This window comes from Roseibium sp. (assembly GCF_965232425.1).
In the GTDB taxonomy this organism is placed as follows: Bacteria; Pseudomonadota; Alphaproteobacteria; order Rhizobiales; family Stappiaceae; genus Roseibium.
This window is the reverse complement of record NZ_OZ246971.1, coordinates 756558-782924: the sequence shown is the minus strand read 5'-3', so window position 1 is coordinate 782924 and position 26367 is coordinate 756558. Positions and strand designations below refer to the sequence as shown.

Here is a 26367-nt window from a genome sequence, read left to right as displayed (position 1 = left end):
CCAGAGACTGCCGGAGGATATTCCATGAGCGAGACCTATGACCTGATCCTGAAGGGGGGCACCGTCGTCAATCAGGACGGGGAAGGTGGTCGCGATGTCGCCATCCGGGACGGACGGATCGCCGGGATCGGATCCTTTGATGCGTCGCAGGCGGGTGAAACGATCGACTGCACCGGACTGCATGTCCTGCCGGGGGTCATGGACACGCAGGTGCATTTCCGCGAACCGGGCCTCGACCACAAGGAAGACCTTGAAACGGGTTCCCGCGCAGCGGTGATGGGCGGTGTCACGACGGTCTTCGAAATGCCCAACACCAATCCGCTGACGACCGACGAGGGGGCTCTTGCAGACAAGGTCAGGCGCGGGCACCACCGCATGCATTGCGACTTCGCCTTCTGGGTCGGCGGGACGCGCGAAAACGTGAAGGACATTCCAGAACTTGAACGCCTTCCGGCAGCCGCCGGCATCAAGGTCTTCATGGGATCATCGACCGGTAATCTGCTCGTGGAAGACGATGACGGGGTACGCGATATTCTTTCCGTGACACGCCGCCGCGCGGCGTTCCATTCTGAAGACGAATTCCGCCTCCGGGACCGCCAGGGCGAGCGTATCGAGGGCGACCCGCGCTCTCACCCGGTCTGGCGGGATGTGACCACCGCCCTGCAATGCACGCAGCGCCTCGTCGGGATCGCGCGCGAAACGGGCGCGAAGATCCACATCCTGCACCTGTCGACCGCAGAAGAGGTCGACTACCTGATCGACCACAAGGATGTCGCCTCGATCGAGGTCACACCGCATCACCTGACCCTGACGGACGAGGCCTACGGACGTCTCGGAACCCTGGTGCAGATGAACCCGCCGGTGCGCGAACCGCGTCACTCGCAGCACCTTTGGTGGGGCCTTGAACAGGGGATCCTCGATATCTTCGGCTCTGACCACGCACCTCATCTTCTGGAAGAAAAGCAGAAGACCTATCCGGCGTCGCCATCCGGCATGACAGGGGTCCAGACACTCGTCCCCATCATGCTGGACCATGTCGGCAACGGACGCTTGAGCCTGGCAAGGTTTGTCGACATGACCAGTGCCGGGCCGGCACGCCTGTTCCAGACGGCGCGCAAGGGGCGCATTGCCGTCGGCTATGATGCCGACTTCACCGTCGTCGACCTCAAGCGGCGCGAAACCATCACCAACGACTGGATCGCCTCCAAATGCGGCTGGACGCCCTATGACGGCAAGGACGTCACAGGCTGGCCGGTCGGAACGATGGTCCGCGGCCGGCGGGTCATGTGGGAAGGCGAGCTGACCACGCCCTCGACGGGCGAGGCGGTCCTGTTTCAGGATGGCCTGAAAAAATAGCAGACAATTCAGCTGCCGGGACTTCAGGAAAGAGCGCACCGGGACGCGTGGATGACGCGCGACTCGGGTCTTGTGCGCGTGTCTGATAACCATCCGAACAATTTGTGATGTGTATAACAGCGCCGACTTGCCTAAAATGACAGGGTGGTATTGCAAACACGGGAAGGAAACCAACGGGTAACTGTGTTTCCTAACCCGATCTAAAAGGGTTTTGAGTAGAGTTTTCAGCGAGCTTCAGGGTTCAGCGTTAGAGAGCTCAGGGATGTCGTCAAAATGTTTCAGTTTATGCGTAAAGGCGGACTTGGCGTTCTTGTCACGGCCGCGATTTTTTCAGCCGGCGCCGTTTCCACGGCCGCCGCACGTGACACCGCAGCCGATACCGCCAAGGAAGCCGTCGACGAGACACCGCTTCACATGCTCGTGTCGATCGATGATCAGCAGATCAAGGTCTATCGCGGCCTGGACCTGATCGAGCAGTCTCCGATCTCGTCCGGAAAACGCGGCCACAGCACACCGACAGGCGTGTTCTCGATCCTTGAGAAGCGGCGCAAGCACTTTTCCAACCTGTACGACAACGCCCCGATGCCGTTCATGCAGCGCCTGACATGGTCGGGTATCGCGCTTCATGTCGGCAAGCTGCCTGGGTATCCGGCGTCGCACGGCTGCATTCGCCTGCCGCGCCCTTTCGCCAAGTCGCTCTACAAGATGACCAACCGGGGCATGCATGTGGTCGTGACCCGCGGCTCCGCCGCACCGCAGGCCGTCAGCCATGATGTCCTGCCGCAGCCTTTCGTGCCGGCCACGGAAGTCGCCAGCCTCTCCGGTTCGACGATTGACGCGGATCCGGCACTGCGTGGCGCGATCAGCCCGGCAACGCTGCGGGCGGCGCTTGAAATCGCGCAGCCCGAGAACCCGCATTTCGACCGTCCGCTGCGCATGATCATCACGCCGCGCAAGCAGCCGAACAAGATCAAGGTGCTGCAGAAGCTCCTGAACGAAATGGGCTACAATTCAGGCCCCGTCGACGGTGTCGTCGGCCGCAAGACCCGCGCCGCGATCGGCCTCTACCAGGAAGTCACCGATCAGCCGGTCACGGAGAAGGTGACGGACGCCCTGATTGCGCGGGTGCACTTGGATGCTGGCTACGAGAAGAGCCACAATGCGACCCTCCGCGTGCGGCGCAAGTTCAGGGACATCTATTCCGCACCGGTCTCCATCAAGCATCTGGAGCAGGAAATCGGCACCCATGTCTACACCGCGCTCGACTTCGAACAGGGTGAAGACAGCGTCGAGTGGATCGCGGTATCCGCGGAAGGCGACCGCGGCGGACCTTCGGATGACGTCCTGAACCGCATCGATATCCCGGAAAAGGTTGCACGCGATCTTTCCAGGATGCTGACGCCGGGAACCTCGCTGACGATCACCGACCGGAGCTTCAAGCGCAACACCGGTCTTGGCACGGACTTCGTCGTGATCACGCGCTGACGCCATTCCGGCAATCGCGATCGGAAATGAAAGCCCCCGCCTCCGCGGGGGTTTTTTATTGTCCGGATAACTCCGGTTTTTGGGCGCAGCGTCACCAAACTGTCGTCTCACTCACGTATCGGAAGGCTGTTTATTCGCGCGGCGACCCGGGAGAAAATCATGGCGCAGAGCACGCTCACAGCATCCAAGAAACGGCTCAACAATGCGGTTCACCGCTCGGACGCCGCCTCTCGGGAAGGAATATTGGAGCGTCTCTTCACCTTTGCGTTCAAGGGTCTGGTCTATCCGCAGATATGGGAAGACCCGGACGTGGACATGAAGGCGCTGCGCCTGACGCCGGACTCGCGCATGATCGCGATCGCCTCGGGCGGCTGCAACGTCATGTCCTATCTCACGGCAAACCCTGCGGAGATCACCGCCGTCGATCTCAACCGGGCCCATGTTGCGCTCGGGCGCCTGAAACTCGCCGCCGCAAGGCACTTTCCGAACTACGAGACGTTTTACCGGTTTTTCGGCGAAGCGGACGAAAAGGCCAATGTGGCGGCCTACAACCGGTTCCTGAAAGACAATCTCGACGCGGAAACCATCGCCTACTGGGAAGGCCGAGACGTTGCCAATTGGGGCCGCAAGCGGATCACGCTGTTTTCGCGCGATCTCTACCACCACGGTTTGCTCGGCTACTGTATCGGTGTCGGCCATCTCGTGGCCAGGCTCTACGGCATCGACCCCAAGCACATGGTCAAGACACGGTCGCTGGAAGAGCAGCGCACTTTCTTCGACACGGCCCTCGCGCCGCTCTTCGACAAGCGGCTCGTCCGCTGGGCGACCTCGAAGAAAATGTCGCTCTATGGTCTTGGCATTCCGCCCGCACAGTATGACGCGCTGGTCTCGGCAAATGCCGAGGGCGACATGTCAGCGGTCCTCAAGGATCGGCTTGAAAAGCTCGCCTGTGATTTCTCCATGAAGGACAACTACTTCGCCTGGCAGGCGTTCGGGCGCGGATATGCGCCCCGGGCCGGCGAATCGTCCGGTGAGTCCGGCCCGCTGCCGCCCTATCTGAAGCGGGCGCATTTCGAAGAAATCCGCGCCCGCGCCGGCCGCGTCCGCGTTCTCAATCGGAACTTTACCGAGCATCTCCAGTCGGCGGCGAGCAACAGCCTCGACGCCTATGTTCTGCTCGACGCACAGGACTGGATGACGGACGCGCAGCTGAACGCGCTCTGGTCGGAAATCACGCGAACGGCCAGGTCCGGCGCAAGAGTTGTTTTCCGCACTGCCGCTGCGCCCACCCTTCTTCCCGGGCGGGTCGCCGACGAGACGCTTGACTGCTGGACCTATGAAGAAGAGGAAAGCCTGGAACTGGGCCGGCAGGACCGTTCGTCCATCTATGGCGGCTTCCATCTTTATGTCTACAACGGCTGAGCGGTACCTGACATGAGCGGTGCGGTCGAAACGGCGAGGCTTATGGACGCTGTCTATCGGCGTCAGCGGCACATCTACGATGTCACGCGCAAGTATTATCTGCTGGGACGCGATCACCTGATCAGGGAACTGAGACCGCCGCGCGGCGGCGATGTGCTCGAACTGGGCTGCGGCACGGGGCGTAACCTGATCGCGGCAGCCAGGCTTTATCCCGAGGCCCGCTTCTACGGACTGGACATTTCCCGTCACATGCTGGAAACGGCAGAGAAGAACATTGCGACTGCGGGGCTGAGTGGCAGGATCACCTTGATCGAGGGCGACGCTGCAAATCCGTCCGCGACCGAAGGCCTGGGCGTTTCCGCATTCGATCGCGTGTTCTATTCCTACACACTCTCGATGATCCCCATCTGGCGGGAGGCGTTGCGGGCCGGGTCAGCCCGTCTGAAAGAGGGGGGGCGCATCCATGTCGTCGATTTCGGTCAGCAGCAGGGGCTGCCGCGCTGGTTCGCCAGGCTGCTCTTCTCGTGGCTTAAATCGTTCCACGTCACGCCCCGCGCCGAGCTTGAAAACGAGCTGGAGGCCCTGGCAGCCGGTTCGGGCTGCCGGCTCCGGTTCCGCCACCTTTATCGGGGCTATGCCGACTACGCCGAGCTGACCAGAACCTGATCCCCCCGAGTTGCCAAGGAGAATGCGTGTCGGTGCGTGCCCGGGCGGAGAGACTGTGCCTCCTCCTGGCTGCCGATACCGCGCACGTCCTGAATTTTACTGAGTTTTTTTGTGTTTTTGATCATGTTACGAAGAGTAACTCAAATAAAAAAGAGCGTATTTTTGATCTGAATTTGAGTGTCGGGGGAGCGATATGTCGGAAACTTACTATCTTATGGGAATGATCATGGATTTTCATTCCTCGAGCAAGGAAGACGGGTATTTTCTTTGTAGTGCGATCCTGTCAAACGGTGCCGGTGCACCGCCCAATCGCCACATGAACGATCAGGAGTCTTTCTTTGTCCAAAAGGGGCAGATCGAATTCACGGTGGGAAACGAGACCATTCTTGCAGGGCAAGGCCAGTTTGTGAAAGTACCTCGCGGTGAAGTCCATTCGTTCCGCAACACGAGCGGTGAGGACGCGGAAATGCTGATCCTCAACGTTCCGGGTTCCATCCACGAAAACGTTTTCCGGACTTGCGGTACAAAACTGGCACCAGGGTCTCGAGAGTGGCCGAAACCTGAACCAGAACTCGATATGGCATGGGTTGCCCGGGTTTGCGCGGACGAAGGTCTGGAGATTGTCGGTTGATGCGTTCAGATCGACCCTGACCCGCGTTTCTTCGATGCGGCAGCGAGGCCGGTGTGCACTGCCTTATCAATCGCCGGCGACGAAATAGTGCAGCGTTCCGTCCGGGCCGATACCGACACGGTAGAAGGTCCAGGCTCCGAACTGCTCCATCTCCGCAAAATCGCCTGCCGTGATGATGCGGTACATCTCGACCTTCTGGTCGGGTGTCAGGCTGTCCAGCGGGTACCGGGCAAAATAGGGCCAGATGTACATTTCCTGCGGTGTGCCCACATCCACGTGGATGAAGCCGCTGTCGAGCGTGTCGGCAAGGATCGCGAGAATTTCAAAGCCTTCGCCATCGCCCGAGCTTTCCTTCAGAAACTCGATCGGGTCACCGATCTCCGTGAAGGAAAGTGTCGGCGGAAGCTCGTTGCTCTCCAGGATCATGCGGATGCGTTGCAGGTCACCGTATTCCGCGGCTTCTTTCAGCTGTGCATGCATGCGGGCAACCGGCTTCGGCAGAACGGCGGTGTTGTAAAGCACTTGCGGCGGCGCCAGTTCGGCCGGCGCGCTGGTGCTGTCCGGGGAAGGAGAGGGCGCAGTCTGCGGCACCTGGAGCTGATCGTCAGGGATCGGGGCTGTCCCGGAGCCGGTGTCCGGCGCAAGCTGAATGGTTTCGGTGGTCACGTTCTTGCCCATTCCCTGTGCCGGCAACAGGCAAAGCGCCAGGGCTGCAATCCAATAAACCTGCTTCATGGCAATCTCCCACGTCGAGACAAGATGACGTTTGCCCACCGGGGACATTCCTTAAACAATTCATGCAAGACTGCAAAGCGGGTGAAGGGAATTTCCCGTCCTTGTCAGGAAGGCCGCAGGCCGCTATCCAAAGGCCGTGTGCTTTTTTGCCAATGAGTCCTGACCCTTAGAAAAAAGGACCGGCCGTGACTGTTCTGGAATATGTGCTGATCGGCTTTTTCATCGGCATCGTGACCACCGCGCCCGTCGGTCCGGTCAACGTCATGGCGATCCAGCACGCCGTCAGAAGCGGGTTCAGCCACGGTGTTTTCGTCGGGCTGGGTGCCGTCGTCGCCGACACGATTTTCGCCGCCGCCGCCATTTTCGGGGTTTCGGCCGTCACCAACTTCATTGATGGTCAATTGCGGCTGATCGAGGTGGTCGGCGGGGCGCTGCTGATCATTTTCGGGTTTAAGATCTGGCATACGCACCCCCATCTGACGAAGGACGCCAATGACGCGGAATACAGCTATCTGGGCGACTCAACGGCTGCCTTTTTCATCGCGATCACCAATCCCGGGACAATATTCTTCTTCGCTTTCATTTTCGGCGCGCTTGGCAATTACCGACCGGAGCACGGCGATCATTTTGGCGCGCTGATGATGGTTGCGGGCGTCGCGGCCGGAGCGACGACCTGGTGGGTGTTTGTTTCCGCGCTCGTGTCGCATTTCAAGGCGAGGATCGATGATCAGTGGCTCGACCGGGTCAATCACATAGCCGGCGTCGCGCTGATCGCCTTCGGCGGCCTGATCTATCTCGATCTGGCGATCAACGGTCTCAGTCATGCCGCCGGTCATTGGGGTGTGAACCCATAAATGAAGCCATTTGGCGGCAGAAATTGCAAAATCTCGCGAGGAAGCGTGTGCAGAGCGGACTTTATGCCCGGTTAAGCGCGGTGACGCTGCGAGGTGAAGCCATTTTGCCGTCCTTCGGATTTGGCCGTTTTGACCATCTGCTTCGTCGCGAAAGGCTTGAAAATGAACCACATTTCCTGCGCTTCCGCTTCTCGCAGTTGGTCAAAACGATCCAAACCAAGTTGACTTCATTTATGGGGCCGTACCCCAGGGCCGCTGGATCAGTGTCTTCGGCACAAAAAAGGCCGGCTGTGCCGGCCCCTGGTCTTCTGGAGTTTCGGGTCTACTGCAGAACCCGGTTCACCGTGTAGTCGCCCTGCAGGATGCGGTCCGGCAGTCCTTCGGCAAGTTTTGCGACAGCATCCTCGCCATAGGCTGCCACAAGGTCGGCCAGGGCCGTGAACATGGCCGCATGCGCTACGGCGTCTGCATCGACACCATTGGCAATGGCCTCGGCCCAGGCATCGGAAATGAAGCCGAGCGCTGCGCGTCTGATATCTTCGTCTTCGGCAAACTCGGCATCCATGGCCGCTTCAGCATAATCGTCGTTTATCATTCGTTCCCTTACCGGTCTGTCCCGAACCCGTGGAGACAACTCCCGCGTGTCCCTCTCCCGAATCTCATTACCTGATCCTAGCACGGTGATCTGTGCTGATAAGCAACCGTGAACGCAAACTTAACGCCCACCCACAAATTTGATTCAAAAGGTTAACCAACTCGTAACGTTTGAGAGATTTCGACAGGATTATCGCCCGTAACGGCTTGTCACGTCGCCTATTATGGTCTCGCCTTCACGCAAATACTGTACCATTGCGATACGCGCGGCATCTGTACACTCCCTGTAAGCAACTGAGAATCCACGATAACCTTGATTAAATCGTTCGATGAACCTGCGCCGCCGATTTTCGTTAACCGTTTCTGCATCTAAAAAGTCCTCCATCTGGTCGCGCCAGCTTGGGGTATCGTTTTCGTTGCAGAGCGGCCGCAGAAAGTGAAGCGCGCCAAAGATCTCCGAAAGGCGCATGAGCTGCTGTTCATAGGGCGGCGCGTCGATGCCAGGCTGCTGTGCAAGCACAACCTGAACCGGCATCGCCAGCACGAACGCAGCGGCAAAAACCGTTCGCCGGATGAAATCGGAAATCTGACCGTTTCTCATGCGCGGATCATGCGCGCCACCGGTGAGCACTTCAAGCGCTACGGCGAAGTGATCCCAAGAATTGCCACATCCGGATGGAATGCGTGCGCCACAAAGGCGAACGTGACGTCGTGAACAAGGGGCGCTTGCCCGCCCGCTACGGTCTTGAAAGCTTCGACCGAGCCGATCGCCCGGCCGCGTCCCGTCTCGCGCTGATCGAGGACGGAGGCCTGCTCGCCGGCCCACCGCACGTCTATGCCGGTGGAAAGCGTCACTGGGCCGTTCGTTCGCACGTGTTCGAGTGCGACCGCAAATACGTCGTCATCGTCACGCACCACGACAACGCGTGCCATCGGGTTGATGCCGTCCGGCAGATCCCCCTGGAAAAACGGATAGGGGGCGGACCGGCTGTCATATCCGGCGTAAGGATTGGTGCCGTAACTGCGGGGTGAAAACGTGGGGCGTGCGAGCACGGCGCCTGCCGGATGTTCCTTCCGGAACGCCTCGAAGGCAGTGACCCGTGACGGGATCATTTTCAGCTCGCGGCCCGTATGCGTGCCGACAATTCCATCGCCGGTAAACTGCTGCCACCAGGTTTCGGTCTGCCGGTCATACATGACCAGGTCCGAGTTTCTCAACAGTCCCGTGGTGCCGAAGTCGAGCACCGTACCGTCGATGCGGCGGTCGAACACGACGGAGGAATTGCACAGCGGACAATAGGTCACCGAGACCGGGGTGTCACCGATCCGGTCGTTGACGATCTCGTGCCAGATCAGGATTTGCAGCGGATAGGCCTTGGCGGTTCCGTCCAGTTCCAGGAAAATCACCGGTTCGTTGTTCTGAAGCCAGTCGATCTCATCGGCCGGCTGAAAGCGCGGCGCGTCGATAGACGGTATCCCGTCCTTGGGCGGCCCCCCGGAAAAGATCGTTCCCAAATCGACCGAATGGATAGAAAAGTCGGTCGAAAAACCCGCCTGGCGCCAGTGGTCAGGGTTCGCATGCGCCGGAGAAAGCAGCGTGAGAAGCGAAAAGACCAGGAATCCGCTTATGGCCAGAAGTAACATCCATATATGCTGGATCTGCATGCGTGCCTCCGTTCGACGATCGCGGAGGCATTTTCGCCCGGCGCACCCGAAATCGGGAAATCACGGTTCCGCAAACCTGTGTGAAGGTTGAGCGAGGACGGCTCAGAGCGGCAGGTGCCGGCGGATGCGCTCCGGTGTGCCGGGCGTCGTCTGCCGGTCGTCGAGATCTTCCGGACGGACCCAGTCGGTCTCGCTCGCATCGTCCGCCGCGACCGCTTCTCCGGATCTGAGGGCACCACAGAAGACCGTGAGTATGAAATGGGTCAGAACCTTGCCGTTTTCGTCGAACTGAATGGAATCAAACGTTTCCACCGGCTCGGACAGATCCGCCTCGACGCCGGTTTCTTCCCGAAGCTCCCGTTTCGCGGCCTCCAACAACGGTTCTCCCAGTTCGACGAGACCTCCCGGAAGGCTCCAATATCCCTTGAAAGGGTCTTTGCCACGTTTGATGAGCAGCACGCGGCCCCTGTCGTGACACAGGACGCTGACACCCACGCGCGGCGCATCCGGATAGAAACGGGACATGGACGGACTGGCTTTCGGATCGGGGTCGACAGGAAATCAGGCGAAGAGGGCGTCGATTTCAGCCTGTGCCGCGTCCCCTTCGTGCTGCGTTGCTTCCGGTTCAACATGACCGTGAATGACAGCCCCGGCAAGCGCAATCAGCGGCTTGATCTCGTGGGTCGCCTTGAAGGCAATGTCACCTGCAACGGAGGCCGCGTCGCCGCTCTGGCGCAGCTGTTCCTGAATTTCGCCGACGAGATCATTGATGCCGGAGACATGCGCTTCCAGATGTTCGCGAAGATAGGCAGGTGCAGCGTAATAGGCCCGGATGGCGAGTTGCTTGTCCTTGAACGTCGAGTTTTCGAAATGACCCTCATAGTCCAGCGGACCCCAGTCCAGAACATCGTCCGAACAGTCGGGCATATCAGGGAGCATTTCGAGAAGCATCATCACTTCGTTGAAGTGATTGAGGTAATCGGTGGCAAGTCCGGTCTGCGGATTGATGTTCGCCTGCTCCAGCCGTTCGGCGGCCAGATCTCCGGCGCCCAAAACTGGATCCAAACATTCCATACCGGCCCCCTGGTTATTGACTTCAGAAACAAGCTACTTCTTTTTTGTTTCCAATTGCCTAACTTTGGCTCAGTGAGCGGTGTTTAGGCAGAGACCAGCGCGAGCCACCGGCCGAACCGGACAGGAGAAACGCAATGTGCGGACGCCTTGCCCTAACGACACCACCGGATGCCGTGAGGGACTTTTTCAGCTACACGGATCAGCCGAACTTTCCGCCGCGCTACAACATCGCGCCGACACAGCCCATCGCGACCGTGCGCTACGAGTACAATGCGCGAAGGTTTCATCTCGTTCGCTGGGGGCTTATTCCGTCCTGGGTCAAGGACCCGGCCAGCTTTACCCTGCTGATCAATGCCAGGGCTGAAACGGCGGCCGAGAAGCCTTCTTTCCGCAATGCCATGCGCCATGGCCGCTGCCTCATTCCGGCATCGGGCTTTTACGAATGGCGCCGGACCGGAGACAGCAAGCAGGCCTTCTGGATCAAGCCTGCCGACGGCGACATCATGGCCTTTGCGGGCCTTTGGGAGACCTGGTCCGACCCTGACGGCGGTGACATGGACACAGGCGCCATTCTGACGATCGGATCGAACCGCATGATGTCGGGCATCCACCATCGCATGCCCGTCATCCTGAAGCCGGACCAGTTTGACACCTGGCTCGATACGGCGAATGTCGACAAGAAGGAAGCGGGCACGCTGCTGAAGCCGGTTGAAGACGACTATCTCGTGGCGACACCGGTCTCCAACCGGGTGAACAAGGTCGCGAATGACGACCCGGATATCCAGGCGCCGGTGACCCCGGAAGAAACCGGCGGGAATGCACAGGAGAGCCGGAAGGCCAAGCCAAAGCCTGACACCAGCCAGCTCGATCTGTTTTGATCCGCACCGCGTCATTTCCCGTGCAATGAGAAAGGCACCGGTGTAAGGCAGGGCGGACACGGATCGACAGGCAGCTGACAGACATGACCAGGGACGAAGACCAGGAAGCCGGCAACCCGGACAGCGCGGACGACGACGCGCTGGCCGAGGCCTATAATCGTGGCCTGGACCTCCAGAAATCCGGCGATTTCGCGGGAGCCGCGCAGGCGTTCCGGCAAGCTCTTGCCCTTGACCCGGACGACACCGGCGGCGTGAGCATCCGGCTGGCCGCCATGGGCGCTGAGACTTCGCCCGCCAAGATGCCGGACGCCTATGTCGCGACCCTGTTTGACCAGCATGCCGATGTCTTCGACGAGATCCTTGTCGATGAACTCGGCTATTGCGTCCCGTTGCTTCTGCGTGACCTTCTTGGCCGCCTGAATCTCTCGTCATTTGACCGTTTGCTCGACCTGGGCTGCGGAACGGGCCTGACGGGCATGGCGCTCCTCGATTGCACATCGCATCGAACCGGCGTTGATCTGTCGGAAAAGATCGTCGAACTCGCCTTTGACCGGGAGGCATACGACGACCTTTATGTCGGGGAGGCAGTGGAGTTTCTGCGCGAGTTCGAGGATGAAGACGGTCAAAGACCTGCCTGGGATCTGATCACCGCGACCGACGTGTTTCCGTATCTCGGCGCTGTCGAACCCTTCTTGAACGGCGCGGTGACGCGGCTCTCGCCCGGTGGCTGTCTGGCCTTTTCAACCGAGACGCTTCCGGATCCGGTCATGGGCGGCCAGCTCTACATGGTCGGACCGAAAAACCGGTTCGCGCAGGGCGAAGGCTATATTCGAACCGCGTTGTCATCTGCCGGCTTCGACATTCTCGCCATGGAACCGATAACGGTGCGGCTCGAGGAGGGCGAACCGGTCCCCGGTCACCTGCTGGTCGCCCGTCTGCGGGAGCGGCCGGACTAGGTCGGCTATTTCCTGAAATAGAACTCGCGCCGCAGGGCGGAGTTGTGCCAGGGAGACTGCGTTCCGCGCGTGGCATCGTAGACGTCTGCCTTGACCCGCTTCATCATGATCTCGATCTCGAGCCCCGGAGTTTCGATATGCGACAGCAGCGCGGTCGTGAACGGGCTGTTGTCCTCGTCTCCGTCCAGCGCGACTTCACCCGGCGCCGTTGCGAACCCGATGAGGATGTTACCGCCACCGGCCTGCGGCGCGGCAAGCCCGCGTTCCACCTGCGAACTTCTGCTCACTCCGAGGCTGCGCGAAAACCGGCGCGAGAGGGGATTGTCCCGGCAGGCATCCAGCAATGCGATCGACAGTCGCCCGGGCGCGTTCATGTAGTCCAGCAAGGTGCCGAGCTCGATGGTTTCAAAATCGACCGCAGTCTGGTCTTCCAGTTTCGCGTCGATCGGAATGAGATAGTTGCGTCCGCTGAGCTGCATCGCGTGGCCGGCATAGAAGAACAGGGCGACGTCGGCATCCTGGATGGCGCGGACATAGGCCCGGACGGTCCCTTCCATGGCCACCTTGCTCTGGTCAAGGCCGAGTATCACGGTGAATCCCAGGCGCTTGAGTGATTGCATCAGGTCCGTTGCGTCGTTCTTCGGATTGGGCAACACCGGCGCATGTTCATAGGCGGAGTTGCCGATGATCAGCGCGACCCGCTTGCCTTCGGGAAGGGTTCCGAGATCCGGCAGGTTCGGGCCGGACTGGGTCAGCTCGGTCGGCGGCGATGGTGGCGGGGCAGCGTTGTTTTCATCCTTGTTCGGACCGATCGTCGGGATATCGGTGGATGCGCTTTGGCGCGGTTGGGCCGCGTCCAGATACCGGCCATAGGCCCAGCCGCGCATGCCGTTGGAGAGTTCCACTTCAAACCAGGCACCCTGCTGCGCCAGCATGGTCACGTCGGTTCCCTCAAGCAGTCTGGCAATTTCCGCAAAACGGGTTCCTGCACCGCTTCGCAGCGACAGGAAGGTGTCTCCGGTCGCACTCAGGTTGCCGACAACGCCGCGCCGCGGCGGGGTGATCGATCTCTTGGCGGCCGTGGCCGGCGCAACGGGCGCGGGCGCAACTGCGGGCGGAGCCGTGTAGGCCGGGGTGGACGAGACGTATTTCCCGTATGCCCAGCCTGTCCGCCCGTCCGACAGGGCGACATTGAGCCAGGTCCCGCTTCTGCCGAGAATGGTCAGCGGCGTGTTCATCCCCATTCTGGCAATCTCGCGATACCGTGTGCTCGGCCCGGTACGCAGGGACAGGAAATTGTCGCCCGTCGGATCGAGGCCGGTGACGTAGGCCTGCTGGGCGGACGGTGCGGGGGCGGGACGTCCCGGAGGCTGGGCGGAGATGCGGGTCGAGGCAAAGAGCGACTGGGACGCGCCGCCTGTGACACCCGTTGCCGACCAGATTGCAAACTGGAAACGCTGGCCGTTGTGGAAATAGCTGTCGCCCGGAATGGCACCGGAGGAGATCAGGCTGGCCCTGTAGCGATTGCCGTCGGGTTGCGTCATCCATCCGAGCGAAACGGCGAACCAGCCGTTATTCGACTGAAAGACGGTTGTTTGCGGGAAACGGCCTGCAAATCCCCTTGCCGTGTTGATGGCCTCCGGGGCACTCGGACGGCTTGCGACGACAAGCCAGCCGCCATTGCCGCCCGGCATGACGGCCGCCCGCGTATCCTGCAGTGACAGAAAAAGCAGGCAGACAGCCGACACAAGGAAAAGTCCGATGGCTTTCAGCTGCGTTGCGGCGCTTGCTCCATGGCGATGCATATCGTGTCCCCCTTGGGGAAGATTATTGCATCGTGTCCCGTTTGAATGCCAGCGCAATCGCGGCGCGCGCATTTCGGATATGCCTGCGTTTTGCCGCTGAAAGCGTCGCTTCGCGGCGGGTCTGCCGGGCCGGCAAACCGGGTGGACAGCAGATGTGCCCACCCGGCAGGTCGCAACTAGCTTCCAGCCGACAACCGCATGTAGGGTTCACCGTTCGAGGTTTTCTTGACCGCGACGCCATCGGGCTGGACGAGACAGGTCACCCGGCTTCGGAAAGCGGAGAAACTGTCGAACGTGACCACGTCGACCGGTTCGTCGAACTGAACGGTCACGCGGTACTGGTCCCCTGGCCCGGTTTTCGAAAGCGCCTGGACTTCACCCCGGAAGGGTTGCTGCATGTAGGTGCCGCTCACGCGGGACCCGACCGGAAACGGAAAGTCGTTGGGCCGGGACGCGGTCGCGCAGGCCGTATTCCAGTCCCGGAAGCCATGTTGCGCGGAAACGAGTTCGAGCGCCTGGCTGTGAGAGAGTGTCTGGCCGTTGGCAGTGAGAGCCTTCCGCAAGCGTTTCGCCTGCGACTTCAGCTCCGTTACACTTGGAAGTGTCATGGTCTTACCTTTTCAAGAAAGGCAGGGTCGAAAGGCGATGCCTTCCGTCGGGGCCCGCATTGCCAAGTCCTGCACTGTCTTGTGAAGGTCGACAAGTCAACGAGTGTGTTTCGTTGAAAGGAATTCACCACGGCATCATGCCTGCGGGCGGCCGGCTCCTTCAAACCGGCCCTGTAGGTAGGTTGGCCGATGCCGTCTGTCAACCGGCAAAAAAACAAGCCGCTTGCGCGGCTTGAGGGATGGGAGGTTTGTGAGTGGCAACCGGTTTCAGTCCTGCCGGTTCCTTTTGCGGCGGAGCCCTTGGGCACCGTCGCTTGCAAACAGGGCAGGGGTGGCCCTGAAGCTCTTCAACTGTTGATTAGACGCTTGAGCAGCTCGACTTCCTGTGCGAGGGCCTCGTCTTTGGTGATCATGTCCTCGATCTTGCGAACGGCATGAAGCACGGTCGTGTGATCACGGTTTCCGAAGCGCCTGCCGATTTCGGGCAGTGACCGTCCGGTGACGACCTTGGCGATATACATCGCGATCTGCCTCGGACGCACCAGGGTGCGCGCCCTGCAGGACGACAGCAGGTCTGCCTTGGTGACACTGAAATGCTTGCAGACAACCTGCTGGATCTCCTCGACCTTGATCGCGCGCGGCTCGCCGATGCGCACGAGGTCATGGAGCGTCTTTTCCGCGAGATCCATCGTGACGGGCTGCCGGGTCAGCTGATTGTGTGCGAACAGCCGGTTCAAGGCACCTTCAAGATCGCGTGCCGACGAAATGACATAGCGGGCTATGTAGTCGGCGACAGGATCGGGGACCGCGAAGGACGGGTGCGTACGCCGGGCCGCCGCAATCCGTTTTCTCAGGATGTCGTGGCGCAGGGCATAGTCCGTCGCCTGGATGCTGACCACTTCGCCGGTCTGGATGCGCTGCATCACCTTGGCGCTCAGCGTCCCCAGTGCATCCGGTGCCCTGTCGGCAGCCATGATGATCTGGCGCGGGGCTTCCATCAGGATCTCCAGTGTCCTGCTGAACTCGTCTTGCCCCTGTTTTCCGTGCAGGAACTGAAGGTCGTCCACGAGCAGAAGATCGATTGACTTCATGGCTTGCCGCAGCACGGGAAAGGCCGGTGTCCGCAGGGCAGGCACGAGATGGTACATGAAGAACTCGGCCGAAAGATAGGCAACGCTCCGGCCCCTGCGCCGCGCTTCCATCGCGGCGGCTTGAAGCAGATGGGTTTTGCCGATGCCGGTGCCGGAATGCATGAAAAGCATCGGCAGGCTGCCGTCATGATCTGCCGACATCTGACGGATCACCGCGCAGGCGAGGCTGTTGGAAGCCCCTTCGGCAAAGGATTCGAACGTGAGTTTGGGATTGAGCGCTGCCCCGCTCAGGAACTCCGCGGCGGCCTCATCGCCCGTATCCGCAAGGCAGGGAATGGCCGCAAGGCTGGAGGACGAACCGATCTGCGGTACGCTTTCAAAAGGAGCCGGGCGTCCGCTGATCCTGCGCGCCGTGATGGCTTTGGGTGGCTGATTGACATTGATCCGGCGCGGCCTGAGCGCACCGCGTACCGTCAGTTCAACGCGATTGATGTCATCGATTTCGCGTTTCCAAAGACCAACGAGCTTCTTTTCGTAATTGCTCTTGATCCAGTTTTTCAAAAAGCGCGTGGGAACGGAAAGACGGACTGAATCACCAACGGTTTCTTCGTGCTTTACCCTCCCGAACCAATTTGAAAAGACATCCTCTCCGAGTTCATTTTTTAGTTCTTTTTTCACACGATCCCAGTGATCCGAACTAGCTAAGTTCTGAACCTGCATTAAGGCCTCCATGTGAGAGAGCGATGGGGTCGGTCTCTCTCGTGCACTGTCTAAGAGCCGCGAATTCCGCCTTCGTTGCTCTTTTTGCTTTCGTTAGGTCTTTCGACCGGATGGCTTATTGGCGCCGATGACACATAATTAACCTTTTACTTACCACGTTTACAAATAGCTTATTCTTATGAGGTCATAGACGGTTCGTATCTTTCTTCTTTAAGGTGTAGGCCGGGTTGTATGTAAGTTTTTACATGGAAAACCTGTGCCTCCATCTGTATCAGGACTTTTCGCAAGTCCTGCTTTAGATTTCCTCCTTTGGCTGTTTCCGCTCTGCCTTCAGGCATGCAAGCATTTTTAAGAAAATTTTAGTTATTTTGGATTTTTTCTGAAAGTTTTCAAAAGATGAGTATGAAACTGGTCAGTTTCGTCGATGCAAAATTTTTCTTCTGATTGAAAAATAAGTCATTTTTTACAAGTGCCGGGATCCCGGTCTAAACTCTGTCCACTGCGCCAGTCACGATTTTCCAAGGATCTGGCGGCCCGTACTGGAACGATTTTGGAGCAATCTGGGGACAACTGCGCGCCGGGAAACAACGATGTCGTGCAAATTCATGCCCGTCGGGGCCTATCGTCGATGATCGTAATCACAAGCCGAATCAGCAGGCTGTCGGACGTTTTGAAATCAGATGTTTCACGAAGGAGGCGGAAAGCGGCAAGCAGGTTGCTACCGGAGCGGGTGGCAATTTCCCGATCTCGTCATGTCCGGGTATCGGGAAACCCATTTGTCTGCCCGCGCAGCAAAATCGAGTACAACTCGGCTACGCTCAAGAATTGCATAAGTAATTCGCCGGGGCGGTGGCAGGGCGGCCTGCCAACCAATCTGCGGGTGTATTTTCGCCTGTCGGCGGGCTGGAGTGCGGCCGCACTTATGGATCCTGATCCTAGAGAATCCGGCCGGGATTCAGGAGGTTCTTCGGATCGAATTCGCGCTTGATCCTGCGCATGAGGTCAAGCTCGATATCGGATTTGACCGATTTGAGAAGGTCCCGCTTCAAGCGTCCGATGCCGTGCTCGGCGGATATGCTGCCACCGAAATCGCCGACGATCCCGTGAACGATCTCGTTCATCTCGTCCCATTTCGAAAGGTAGGCGGACTTGTCGGCACCAACTGGCTGGCTGACATTGAAATGGATGTTGCCGTCGCCGATATGGCCGAACGGCACGGGTCTGCATCCGGGCACGAATGTTTCCACGGCTGCCATCGCCTTGTCGAGAAAATCGGGGACAGAGGCAACGGGGACGGAGACATCGTGCTTGATCGAACCGCCTTCCGCCTTTTGCACCTCCGACATGCCGTGCCGGATGTGCCAGAAATCCTGAACCTGTGCCAGGCTTTCGGCGAAGGCCGCGTCCTCGACCAGGCCGTTTTCGAAAGCTTCGCCGAGAATGCCTTCCAGGAGATCACGAACGGGAAAGGCGTCGGAGCCGCTCGACAGTTCCATGAGCACGTACCAGGCGTGTTCTCCCGCAAGCGGGTCGCGCGCGCCGCTGAGGTGCGACAGGCAGAATTCGAGCCCGACTCTCGGCATGATTTCGAAGCCGGTCAGGACGGGACCGGCCTGGGCTTTCGCTTCGGTGAACAGGCCGAGTGCCGCCTGCGGCGTCGCCAGTCCGACAAAAGCCGCTTCCAGTTTCTTCGGTTTGGGAAAAAGCTTGAGAGAGGCAGCCGTAATTATCCCCAGGGTACCCTCTGCACCGATAAATAATTGTTTCAAATCATAACCGGTATTGTCCTTTCTGAGGCTTCTCAGACCGTCCCAGATCTCACCGGAGGGGAGGACGACCTCGAGCCCCAGAACAAGGTCTCGCGTGTTGCCGTAGGAAAGGACTGCGGTGCCGCCTGCGTTGGTGGAGATGTTGCCGCCGATCTGACAGGACCCCTGCGCGCCGAGGGACAGGGGAAACAGGCGGTCGACCTTTTCAGCCTCGTTGTGCAGGTTTTCCAGAACCACGCCAGCCTCGACCGTGATGGTGAAACCGGCGGCGTCCACCTCGCGGACCTTCGTCAGCCGCGCAAGCGACAGGACGAATTCATCCCCGGTTTCCTGCGGGATTTGGCCGCCGACCAGTCCCGTGTTGCCTCCCTGCGGCACGATCTTGAGATCATGCTCATATGCATACTTCATGACCGCGCTCACCTCTTCGGTGCTCCCGGGGCGCAGCACGATCGGGGTCACGCCACGGTAAAGATCCCGCCACTCGGTCAGGTAGGGTTCCTGGTCCGCGGGCGTCGTCAGTACGTTCGCAGCGCCGATCAATTCAGCGAAACGGTCGGCATGTGCAGTCTGCACCATGTGTGGGATCCTCGTGAGCGTGAGCAGGAAATGAGCGCGCTAACATAATGACACTTGCCTCCGCCGTCGACGGTGCATTCGGTCGCTGCGTCTCTTGAAGGAACAAACCCCGTGTGCCATAGGAGGCCAGCCCGTTCGGGCGGTAGGGAATCCTGTTCGGAGATGAAGATGGCGGAAGCAGCGCGCGGACTGATGAATGGCAAACGCGGCCTGATCATGGGCGTGGCAAACAACAAGTCGATTGCCTGGGGAATTGCCAAAGCACTTGCCGACGCGGGCGCTGAACTCGCCCTGACCTATCAGGGAGATGCACTGAAGAAACGGGTCGAGCCGCTTGCGGACCAGTTGGGTGCGATCGTCGCGGGCCATTGCGATGTCACCGAAGGCGAGACAATCGATGCCGTGTTCAACCTGCTTGAGGAGAAATGGGGCGGGATTGATTTTGTTGTGCACGCTGTCGCGTTTTCGGACAAGGCGGAACTGACAGGCCGGTTCGTCGATACGTCCTCCGACAACTTCGCCCGCACGATGGACATTTCCTGCTACTCGCTGACGGCCGTGACGCAGCGCGCCGAGAAACTGATGCCGGAAGGCGGATCCATCCTCACATTGACCTACTACGGTGCCGAGAAGGTCATGCCGCATTACAATGTCATGGGGGTCGCCAAGGCCGCGCTCGAGACGAGCGTGAAATATCTCGCAATGGATCTGGGACCGCAGAACATCCGGGTCAACGCGATTTCCGCCGGACCGATCAAGACGCTGGCGGCATCCGGTATCGGCGACTTCCGCTATATCCTGAAGTGGAACGAATACAATTCGCCGCTGCGGCGCACGGTCACGATCGAGGAAGTCGGAGACAGTGCCCTGTTTCTCTTGTCCGACCTCGGGCGCGGTGTCACCGGCGAGATCCAGCATGTCGACTGCGGTTACAATATTGTCGGCATGAAGGCGGTCGACGCGCCCGACATCTCCGTCGTCAAGGATTGACAAAATCATTGGCCGGGTCACCGGCCATTTTCTTTTCAGAGGCGCTTGCCTCGCAGTGTGTCTGGCAAAACGGCATGACGAAAGTGTTCACTCCCGGCCCGAACATTCAGCTGCCCAGGATCCATGATCCGGCATTTCTCGTGTTCGTGCGACACGGGCAGACCGACTGGAACCGGGAAGGCCGGATGCAGGGACATCGCGATATTCCGCTGAACGAGACCGGCCGGGGGCAGGCGGCACAGAACGGCGAACGGCTTCGCGTCTTCCTGGAACAGGAAGGTGTCGATCCCGACGGGCTTGATTTCGTTTCCTCTCCGCTCGGACGCACCCGGTCCACCATGGAGCTTGTTCGCGCGGGCCTGGGTTTGCCGACGCAAGACTATCGCCTCGAGCAGCGCGTTGCCGAGCTGACGTTCGGGGACTGGGAAGGGTTCACGTTCGAGGATCTTGCCGACGACGAACAGGAATTGCTGCTGCAGCGGCGCGCGGACAAGTGGCGCTTCGTTCCGCCGCGCGGCGAAAGCTACGAGATGCTGTCGGAGCGCGTCGGTGCCTGGCTCAAGACCGTCTCTAAGCCCACGATCGTGGTCTCGCATGGCGGGGTGTTCCGTGTCGTGCGGGGACTGCTTGAAGGCCTGGAAAGCATCCACGTTCCCAAGCTGGATGCACCTCAGGACAAGGTTTTCGTCTGGAGAGACGGCCGTTTCGCAGCCATTTGACTTTCCGATACACAAATAAGTTACACTGAGGTCATCGCTTGCTGTGATCGGCCTTGGCGTGTGCGGCGTACGCTCAGCAATTTGAGGGGGCAAGACCGTGTCTGCAGACGAATTCTACCGTGAGCTGCCCAGCTTCTCCGACTTCAGCAATGTTGCGGATCTGGAAGACTACCGCGCTGTCCCCGATGACTGGTATGTCCTGACCGCAGATATCGTGAGTTCGGGAAAAGCTGTAGCGGATGGGCGCTACAAGGACGTCAACATGGTCGGCGCCGCCGTAATCGCCGCGGTACTCAACAGTGTCGGCCGGGACCGTGCACCATTCGTCTTCGGCGGTGACGGGGCCACGTTGCTGGTGCCGCACAAGGATTTGCAAAAGGGGCGGGAAGCGCTGGCTGGCGTCGTCGGTCTGGCACGGCAGGTGATGGAGCTCGAGCTTCGCGCCGCCGCGATCCCCGTTGCCGATATCCGCTCTGCCGGCGGGGACATCCGATTGCGGAAATACCTGCTGAGCCCGGGCAATCACCTGGCCATGATCGTTGGCGACGGTCTGGGGATCTCCGACTCGATCCTGAAGGACCCGGACGCCGTGAAGCCCTACGCCATTAGGGCCGAGGATGCCGAGCTGCCGCCGCTGGATGGCCTGTCCTGCCGCTGGGAACCCCTGCCGGCCCTCAACGGCAACATCGTTTCACTGATCATGAAGCCGGCCGGACGCAAGTCCCTGACCGAGCTGATGGACAGGGTAGCCGGCGAACTCGGTTTCAATCCCCTTCTCGACGACACCCGGACCCGGATGGCGGACGAGGCGCATCTGAAGTTCCGGTTTCCGCCGAGGGGCCTCGGCCTTGAGGTCAATCTGACCTCCGCCCGCAATCTTGCAAAAGGCTGGGTGAAGACCTCTGTCGAATGCCTCTTCTTCGTCTGGAGCTACGCGACAGGCTTCAAGGTCGGACCGTTCGACCCGAAAAAGTATTTCAAGGAACTCAGTCTCAACACCGATCACCGAAAGGTTGGCGACAGTCTGCAACTGGTTCTGGATCTGTCGTCATCGCAGCTGGACTCCCTGCGGTCCTGTCTTGCCACCGCGTTCGAAGAGGGCGACGCGATATTCGGATTGCATGTTTCCAGCGAAGCCCTGATGACCTGCTTTGTTCAGGACATTGGCAACAGCCAGCATATCCATTTCGTGGATGGTTCGAACGGAGGGTTGTCCCTTGCGGCGGCGGAGTTCAAGGAACGGCAGGCGGAGTTGGCGCGCGTTCGGCTTCATGCGCCCTGACAAGGGCCGGCGTGCCGCTTCAGCCGGCCGCGGAGCTTCGTCCGTCGATCGCCGTCAGGGGGGCGGCGAATTTGTTTTTCAGGATCATCGCACCCAGCTGGGTCTCCGGCACGGCTTTTGAAACCAGGAAACCCTGGATCACGTCGCAGCCGTGTTCCTTGAGCCAGGCGCGCTCGCCTTCGGTTTCGACGCCTTCCGCGAGCACGCTGATATCAAGGCTCTTGGCAAGATTGATCAGGGCGCTGGTGAACTTCTGCAGTTCGGGCTTGGTATCGACGTCCGAGACGAAACTGCGGTCGATCTTGACCCGATTTATGTTCAGGTCCCTGAGGCTGGAGATGCTGGAATGGCCTGTTCCGAAATCATCGAGTTCGATGAAGTAGCCGAGATCGGACAGGTGCGCGATGTTCGACTTGATCGGCGCGGCCTTGTCTTCGTCGATCATCACGGCTTCAAGAATTTCCAGGCTGACCAGGGACGGGTCGAGGCCTGTGCCGATGACCTGGCGGTGAAGGCTGTCCACGGCTTTCGCATTGCTGAGGATGTCCGCGGATATGTTGAGCCCGAAATGCACGTCGCGCCGGGATGAGCCCGCCAGAGATGCGGCAAACTCGAGTGTCTTCCGGCGGACAATGTCTTCGATCCGCTCCATGTACCCGGCTTCCTGTGCTGCGGGCAGGAAGTATCCCGGATAGTGGATCTTGTCGTTGTCCAGCCAGCGAACGAGGGCTTCGGCTCCAACCACGTCGCCGGTGCCAAGATCAATCTGCGGCTGGAACCAGGGCACGACGTCGCCCCGATCCAGCGCTTTCAGGAGCTGCTTGGCGATTTCTCCGTTTTCCTCGAACGCGATCCGCATTTCGGAGGTGAAACGGGCGAACTTGCGCGGTGCCTTCTGCTTGGCTGAACGCAGGGCCAGTTCCGCATCGACGAGCAACTGGTCCGAAACGGGATCGCCGGGCCGGTTGATGACCAGTCCCGCGTTCGATTCCAGAACCATTTTCTGGCTGTTGAGCTCGCGTTCGGTAGCAAGGTCGCGGATGATCTTTGCAGGCAGCGTTTCAAAGTCTGCCGTGCCGGACAGATCGGGCCGCAACAGCATGAACTCGGTGCCGCCGGTTCTGCACAGGAAGTCTTCCGGTTCCGCGTATTGCACGAGCTGTTCTGCAACGTCCCGCAATATGGTGTCACCGGACTGATCGCCATAGAGGTCGTTGATCTTCTTGAAGTGTCGGAGATCCAGGATCAGGAGCCCCAGCTGGTCTTCGGTTTCACGGTCGGCCAGGGAGCGCAGCTTCTTCAGCAGCGCGCGCCGGTTCGGCAAGCCGGTCAGCGGATCGTGGAACCCGAGGTTTTCGAACTCCTGCTGCGTGCGGTCGGCTAGGGCGCGGCTGAGGGCAACGGCAATGGCGAAAGCCGCAATGATGACGAGGCCGCCGACGAGACCCGCGAGGGCAACGGCGAAGATCGTTTCCGCGCGCGTGTGCTGCAGGTCCGCGTGAAGATAGTCGACGGTTTCCTCCCACAGGGCGAAGATCGTGCGGGCGAAATCCGGCTGCACCGCGTTCAGCTGTTCGTTCTGGATGTCTGCGCCGGTTTCGCCCTTGATCGTCGAAGACAGCAGCTTCGCGCCCGCCGACTGATAGACGAGGTTCGCCGACCGGTAGGCGGCGGCCTTGTCCTGAAGGGTTGCCGCGTTGGGTCCGGAGAGCCGGTTGAAATGTTGCTTCGTGGCGCGTGACGCATGGTCCGCGGCCACCTTGAAACTTCCTCCCTGTACGGGCACCAGCATCTTGTCCCAGGTGTTGATCGTGTCCTTGGCCGAGAGCATCGTGCCGTTTTGGACCATCACCGACGTTTCGATGACCACCGTCAGCAGCGTGTGGCTGATCAGATGCGGCAGCTCGGACGTTTCATAGGTTGATGCAGAACTCAGGTTCGACTGGTGCGCAATGAGCGACGCAACAGATCTTGCCTTGCGAAGGGCATCGGGAACACCTGGCTCGTGCAGGAAGGCCGCAAATTCGGAAACGAGACTTGCCTCTTGCGGAGCGGTGTCGAACGATGCGAGTTGCCGCACGAGCATTTCAGTTGGCTGGCTGACCTCTCCGGTCAACGCCTTTTCCTGCATGAGCGGCCCAAGTGCCTGGATGAGATTCAACCCCTCCAGACTGCGATCGATCGAGCCGACGTCTTCGAATTTGCTGTGAAACCACAGGGATGCGAACAGCAGGCAGGGTGCCAGCAAGAAAACGATCAGACCTGTGAGCCAACCACGAATATGCACTTTTGTGCCCCAAAACCACATTCCTGTGGGGAATTGATAGAACCTGAGCCTTAAAGATTGGCAAAAAAATACAGAATAAATGCAATTTGTCGCAGTAATGGTGAAAAGAAGAGTTCATTTTATTTTGATCGATTCCGGATGAATATCTAATATTTACTTAATAAAAAAATTTGAAAAGCTTCACAATTGGTTGATCTTAGTCCCTGCATGCAATTCTGCCGCCACGCGGCAAATTTTCGCCGGGGCTTGAGCTTGCCGCCGCTTTGGCTTATCGCTCGCGCCTGATGTTTTTTCGCTGCAGTTCTGGAAGTTTTCATGTCGCACAACAGTTTTGGTCACTTGTTTCGCGTCACGACCTGGGGAGAAAGCCACGGTCCGGCGATCGGCTGTGTCATCGATGGATGCCCGCCGCTTATTCCGCTGAGCGAAGCCTATATCCAGGGCTACATGGAAAAACGTAAACCCGGACAGTCCCGCTTCACGACACAGCGACGCGAGGCGGACGAGGTGAAGATCCTGTCCGGTGTGATGGTTGACGAGGACGGGGTCCAGAAGACCACCGGGACGCCCATCTCGCTCCTGGTCGAGAACACCGACCAGCGTTCGAAGGACTATTCCGAGATCAAGGACCGCTTCCGCCCGGGACACGCGGACTTCACCTACGACGCCAAATACGGAATCCGGGACTATCGCGGCGGTGGCCGCTCCTCGGCGCGCGAAACCGCCATGCGGGTCGCCGCCGGTGCGGTGGCCCGAAAGGTTCTGCAGGGCGTCACGGTCCGGGCCGCGCTGGTTCAGGTCGGTGAACGGAAGATCGATCGAGGCAACTGGAACTGGGCCGAGGTCGACAACAATCCGTTCTTTTCACCCGACGCCGATGCCGCCGCCAACTGGGCGGACTATCTCGATGCCGTGCGCAAGGCCGGGTCGTCGGTGGGCGCCGTGATCGAGGTTGTCGCAGAAGGCGTGCCCGCCGGCTGGGGCGCGCCGATCTACGGCAAGCTTGATACCGATCTGGCGGCGGCCATGATGTCCATCAATGCCGTGAAGGGCGTCGAGGTCGGCAACGGCTTCGAGGCCGCCAGCCTGACGGGCGAGGAAAATGCCGATGAGATCCGCGTGGACGATGTCGGCAGGCCGGTGTTCCTGACCAACAATTCGGGCGGCGTTCTTGGCGGCATTTCGAACGGGGATCCGCTGGTCGTGCGGTTCGCCGTCAAGCCGACCTCGTCCATCCTGACAGAGCGCAAGTCCATCACCCGCAAGGGCGAGGAAGTTGATGTCATGACCAAGGGTCGTCACGATCCATGTGTCGGCATACGCGCGGTACCGGTCGGGGAAGCGATGATGGCCTGCGTGCTCGCTGATCACTTCCTGCGTCACAGGGGCCAGGTCGGCTAGGGTACGGACCCTAGCGCCGCCGCTCAAAAGATCACGAGGCGCACGAGGCCTGCGCTTGCGAAGGCCACAAGCAGGTACAGGCAGGCCCGCCGGTAGGTTTGATCGAGACTGCGGCTGAACAGCTTGCTGCCGGCAAAGACGCCAGCGAGGACGAGAGGCGAGAAGACCGCCCCGCGCGTGATCGCGTCCCCTTCGAGAACGCCGAACAGGTAAAGCGTCACGGACGACGTCAGCATTCCGAAGAAGAGGTAGAGCACGAGGGAACCGCGCATTTCCCGTGCTTTCTTGGGTGAGGCGAGGACATAAAGGGCGATCACCATGCCGCCGACCGCGGCCAGTCCGCTGACGATGCCGGCTGCGATGCCCGTGGCCGGCAGGGCGACCTTCTGCGATGCGGGAAGGATGTTGATCTTCATGAGCTGAAGGATCGTGAGCGAAAGAACGATCACGAGCGCGATCAGCTTGGAAAGGTCCACGTCGATGCTCGTGGTCAGGGCGAGGCCGAGCGGCACACCGAGGGCGCTGCAGATCGCGAGGATGGCCGCGGTTCCAATGTCGGCGTCTCTCAGCCCGCCGCGGAACATGGCGAGGCTCGCCGCCGCCTCCAGCAGAAAGCAGACCGGGATCAGTTCGACCGGCGGAATGAAGACGACGATGCTCGCCATGAGAACCGCCGACAGACCGAAACCGGCAAAGCCGCGTACCAGCCCTGCGATGAATACGATCACGGCACAAATGATGAGTTGCGTCGGCGGCAGCCCGGTCCAGACGCTCAGATCCTCTAGCATTGCTACTCTTCC

At 59.9% G+C, this 26367-nt stretch carries 24 protein-coding genes; 12 read left to right on the top strand and 12 right to left on the bottom strand.

The window, feature by feature from the left end; translation table 11 throughout:
* The first annotated feature begins 24 nt into the window (after positions 1-24).
* From ACO08A_RS03595 to ACO08A_RS03575, 5 genes are all read left to right on the top strand, one after another.
* Positions 25-1356 carry a dihydroorotase gene (locus ACO08A_RS03595; protein ID WP_422039869.1) on the top strand — a complete coding sequence of 444 codons (1332 nt, stop codon included), beginning with the start codon at positions 25-27 and terminating at the stop codon, positions 1354-1356.
* 273 nt (positions 1357-1629) lie between these two features.
* Positions 1630-2841, top strand: coding sequence for a L,D-transpeptidase (locus tag ACO08A_RS03590; protein WP_422039868.1), 1212 nt, complete (start codon positions 1630-1632; stop codon positions 2839-2841).
* Positions 2842-3000: 159 nt separating this feature from the next.
* Positions 3001-4263: a DUF3419 family protein gene (locus ACO08A_RS03585; RefSeq protein WP_422039867.1), complete on the top strand. Its 1263-nt coding sequence runs from the start codon at positions 3001-3003 to the stop codon at positions 4261-4263.
* 12 nt (positions 4264-4275) lie between these two features.
* Positions 4276-4929, top strand: coding sequence for a class I SAM-dependent methyltransferase (locus ACO08A_RS03580; protein ID WP_422039866.1), 654 nt, complete (start codon positions 4276-4278; stop codon positions 4927-4929).
* 193 nt (positions 4930-5122) lie between these two features.
* Positions 5123-5560, top strand: coding sequence for a cupin domain-containing protein (locus ACO08A_RS03575; protein WP_422039865.1), 438 nt, complete (start codon positions 5123-5125; stop codon positions 5558-5560).
* A 66-nt stretch (positions 5561-5626) separates the two neighbouring features.
* Here the strand turns inward: ACO08A_RS03575 and ACO08A_RS03570 are convergent, their stop codons facing one another.
* On the bottom strand, positions 5627-6295 hold the full coding sequence (locus ACO08A_RS03570) for a hypothetical protein (protein ID WP_422039864.1): 669 nt from the start codon (positions 6293-6295) through the stop codon (positions 5627-5629).
* 185 nt (positions 6296-6480) lie between these two features.
* Between ACO08A_RS03570 and ACO08A_RS03565 the strand changes: the two genes are divergently transcribed.
* Positions 6481-7149 carry a LysE family translocator gene (locus tag ACO08A_RS03565; protein ID WP_422039863.1) on the top strand — a complete coding sequence of 223 codons (669 nt, stop codon included), beginning with the start codon at positions 6481-6483 and terminating at the stop codon, positions 7147-7149.
* A 322-nt stretch (positions 7150-7471) separates the two neighbouring features.
* Here ACO08A_RS03565 and ACO08A_RS03560 read toward each other — a convergent pair whose 3' ends face one another.
* The 5 genes from ACO08A_RS03560 to ACO08A_RS03540 form a co-directional block, all read right to left on the bottom strand.
* The gene (locus tag ACO08A_RS03560; protein WP_029063820.1) at positions 7472-7744 is read right to left on the bottom strand and encodes a hypothetical protein; all 273 of its coding nucleotides are present in this window, start codon (positions 7742-7744) and stop codon (positions 7472-7474) included.
* A 189-nt stretch (positions 7745-7933) separates the two neighbouring features.
* The gene (locus ACO08A_RS03555) at positions 7934-8344 is read right to left on the bottom strand and encodes a TIGR02301 family protein (protein ID WP_319386146.1); all 411 of its coding nucleotides are present in this window, start codon (positions 8342-8344) and stop codon (positions 7934-7936) included.
* Between the two features lie 38 nt (positions 8345-8382).
* Complete coding sequence (locus ACO08A_RS03550) at positions 8383-9408, bottom strand: DUF3179 domain-containing protein (protein WP_422039862.1); 1026 nt, start codon at positions 9406-9408, stop codon at positions 8383-8385.
* Positions 9409-9510: 102 nt separating this feature from the next.
* The gene (locus tag ACO08A_RS03545) at positions 9511-9933 is read right to left on the bottom strand and encodes an NUDIX hydrolase (protein WP_422039861.1); all 423 of its coding nucleotides are present in this window, start codon (positions 9931-9933) and stop codon (positions 9511-9513) included.
* Positions 9934-9969: 36 nt separating this feature from the next.
* Positions 9970-10482: a hypothetical protein gene (locus ACO08A_RS03540; RefSeq protein ID WP_421981728.1), complete on the bottom strand. Its 513-nt coding sequence runs from the start codon at positions 10480-10482 to the stop codon at positions 9970-9972.
* A gap of 134 nt (positions 10483-10616) precedes the next feature.
* Here ACO08A_RS03540 and ACO08A_RS03535 point away from each other — a divergent pair, with 134 nt between their 5' ends.
* A complete protein-coding gene (locus ACO08A_RS03535; protein WP_422039860.1) occupies positions 10617-11360 on the top strand; it encodes an SOS response-associated peptidase in 744 nt (247 codons plus the stop codon).
* Between the two features lie 83 nt (positions 11361-11443).
* Entirely contained in the window at positions 11444-12316 is an 873-nt protein-coding gene (locus ACO08A_RS03530; RefSeq protein WP_422039859.1) for a methyltransferase, read from the top strand.
* A gap of 5 nt (positions 12317-12321) precedes the next feature.
* On the opposite strand, the gene ACO08A_RS03525 is transcribed toward ACO08A_RS03530, so the two are convergent.
* From ACO08A_RS03525 to ACO08A_RS03510, 4 genes are all read right to left on the bottom strand, one after another.
* Positions 12322-14121: a caspase family protein gene (locus tag ACO08A_RS03525; RefSeq protein WP_422039858.1), complete on the bottom strand. Its 1800-nt coding sequence runs from the start codon at positions 14119-14121 to the stop codon at positions 12322-12324.
* Between the two features lie 176 nt (positions 14122-14297).
* Complete coding sequence (locus tag ACO08A_RS03520; RefSeq protein WP_422039857.1) at positions 14298-14729, bottom strand: glyoxalase superfamily protein; 432 nt, start codon at positions 14727-14729, stop codon at positions 14298-14300.
* A 347-nt stretch (positions 14730-15076) separates the two neighbouring features.
* Positions 15077-16540, bottom strand: coding sequence for a chromosomal replication initiator protein DnaA (gene dnaA, locus ACO08A_RS03515; RefSeq protein WP_422039856.1), 1464 nt, complete (start codon positions 16538-16540; stop codon positions 15077-15079).
* Between the two features lie 935 nt (positions 16541-17475).
* Positions 17476-18888 (bottom strand): FAD-binding oxidoreductase, encoded by a 1413-nt coding sequence (locus tag ACO08A_RS03510; RefSeq protein ID WP_422039855.1) that lies wholly within the window; start codon positions 18886-18888, stop codon positions 17476-17478.
* 168 nt (positions 18889-19056) lie between these two features.
* Here ACO08A_RS03510 and fabI point away from each other — a divergent pair, with 168 nt between their 5' ends.
* The 3 genes from fabI (at position 19057) to ACO08A_RS03495 (ending at position 21879) form a co-directional block, all read left to right on the top strand.
* Entirely contained in the window at positions 19057-19878 is an 822-nt protein-coding gene (gene fabI, locus ACO08A_RS03505; RefSeq protein WP_319386155.1) for an enoyl-ACP reductase FabI, read from the top strand.
* Positions 19879-19952: 74 nt separating this feature from the next.
* Positions 19953-20597: a histidine phosphatase family protein gene (locus tag ACO08A_RS03500; RefSeq protein ID WP_422039854.1), complete on the top strand. Its 645-nt coding sequence runs from the start codon at positions 19953-19955 to the stop codon at positions 20595-20597.
* 97 nt (positions 20598-20694) lie between these two features.
* Complete coding sequence (locus ACO08A_RS03495; RefSeq protein WP_422039853.1) at positions 20695-21879, top strand: DUF3095 family protein; 1185 nt, start codon at positions 20695-20697, stop codon at positions 21877-21879.
* A gap of 19 nt (positions 21880-21898) precedes the next feature.
* Here the strand turns inward: ACO08A_RS03495 and ACO08A_RS03490 are convergent, their stop codons facing one another.
* A complete protein-coding gene (locus ACO08A_RS03490) occupies positions 21899-24166 on the bottom strand; it encodes a putative bifunctional diguanylate cyclase/phosphodiesterase (protein ID WP_422039852.1) in 2268 nt (755 codons plus the stop codon).
* 315 nt (positions 24167-24481) lie between these two features.
* Between ACO08A_RS03490 and aroC the strand changes: the two genes are divergently transcribed.
* Positions 24482-25567 carry a chorismate synthase gene (gene aroC, locus ACO08A_RS03485; RefSeq protein WP_422039851.1) on the top strand — a complete coding sequence of 362 codons (1086 nt, stop codon included), beginning with the start codon at positions 24482-24484 and terminating at the stop codon, positions 25565-25567.
* Positions 25568-25590: 23 nt separating this feature from the next.
* Here the strand turns inward: aroC and ACO08A_RS03480 are convergent, their stop codons facing one another.
* Positions 25591-26355, bottom strand: a complete 765-nt coding sequence (locus ACO08A_RS03480; protein ID WP_422039850.1) for a TSUP family transporter — start codon at positions 26353-26355, stop codon at positions 25591-25593.
* Positions 26356-26367 lie beyond the last annotated feature (12 nt).

Bases quoted from the DNA above. Each gene is read 5' to 3' on its own strand.
- ACO08A_RS03595 (WP_422039869.1), top strand. From the start codon at position 25: ATGAGCGAGACCTATGACCTGATCCTGAAGGGGGGCACCGTCGTCAAT.
- ACO08A_RS03590 (WP_422039868.1), top strand. From the start codon at position 1,630: ATGTTTCAGTTTATGCGTAAAGGCGGACTTGGCGTTCTTGTCACGGCC.
- ACO08A_RS03585 (WP_422039867.1), top strand. From the start codon at position 3,001: ATGGCGCAGAGCACGCTCACAGCATCCAAGAAACGGCTCAACAATGCG.
- ACO08A_RS03580 (WP_422039866.1), top strand. From the start codon at position 4,276: ATGAGCGGTGCGGTCGAAACGGCGAGGCTTATGGACGCTGTCTATCGG.
- ACO08A_RS03575 (WP_422039865.1), top strand. From the start codon at position 5,123: ATGTCGGAAACTTACTATCTTATGGGAATGATCATGGATTTTCATTCC.
- ACO08A_RS03570 (WP_422039864.1), bottom strand. From the start codon at position 6,295: ATGAAGCAGGTTTATTGGATTGCAGCCCTGGCGCTTTGCCTGTTGCCG.
- ACO08A_RS03560 (WP_029063820.1), bottom strand. From the start codon at position 7,744: ATGATAAACGACGATTATGCTGAAGCGGCCATGGATGCCGAGTTTGCC.
- ACO08A_RS03555 (WP_319386146.1), bottom strand. From the start codon at position 8,344: ATGAGAAACGGTCAGATTTCCGATTTCATCCGGCGAACGGTTTTTGCC.
- ACO08A_RS03550 (WP_422039862.1), bottom strand. From the start codon at position 9,408: ATGCAGATCCAGCATATATGGATGTTACTTCTGGCCATAAGCGGATTC.
- ACO08A_RS03545 (WP_422039861.1), bottom strand. From the start codon at position 9,933: ATGTCCCGTTTCTATCCGGATGCGCCGCGCGTGGGTGTCAGCGTCCTG.
- ACO08A_RS03540 (WP_421981728.1), bottom strand. From the start codon at position 10,482: ATGGAATGTTTGGATCCAGTTTTGGGCGCCGGAGATCTGGCCGCCGAA.
- ACO08A_RS03535 (WP_422039860.1), top strand. From the start codon at position 10,617: ATGTGCGGACGCCTTGCCCTAACGACACCACCGGATGCCGTGAGGGAC.
- ACO08A_RS03530 (WP_422039859.1), top strand. From the start codon at position 11,444: ATGACCAGGGACGAAGACCAGGAAGCCGGCAACCCGGACAGCGCGGAC.
- ACO08A_RS03525 (WP_422039858.1), bottom strand. From the start codon at position 14,121: ATGCATCGCCATGGAGCAAGCGCCGCAACGCAGCTGAAAGCCATCGGA.
- ACO08A_RS03520 (WP_422039857.1), bottom strand. From the start codon at position 14,729: ATGACACTTCCAAGTGTAACGGAGCTGAAGTCGCAGGCGAAACGCTTG.
- dnaA (WP_422039856.1), bottom strand. From the start codon at position 16,540: ATGCAGGTTCAGAACTTAGCTAGTTCGGATCACTGGGATCGTGTGAAA.
- ACO08A_RS03510 (WP_422039855.1), bottom strand. From the start codon at position 18,888: ATGGTGCAGACTGCACATGCCGACCGTTTCGCTGAATTGATCGGCGCT.
- fabI (WP_319386155.1), top strand. From the start codon at position 19,057: ATGGCGGAAGCAGCGCGCGGACTGATGAATGGCAAACGCGGCCTGATC.
- ACO08A_RS03500 (WP_422039854.1), top strand. From the start codon at position 19,953: ATGACGAAAGTGTTCACTCCCGGCCCGAACATTCAGCTGCCCAGGATC.
- aroC (WP_422039851.1), top strand. From the start codon at position 24,482: ATGTCGCACAACAGTTTTGGTCACTTGTTTCGCGTCACGACCTGGGGA.
- ACO08A_RS03480 (WP_422039850.1), bottom strand. From the start codon at position 26,355: ATGCTAGAGGATCTGAGCGTCTGGACCGGGCTGCCGCCGACGCAACTC.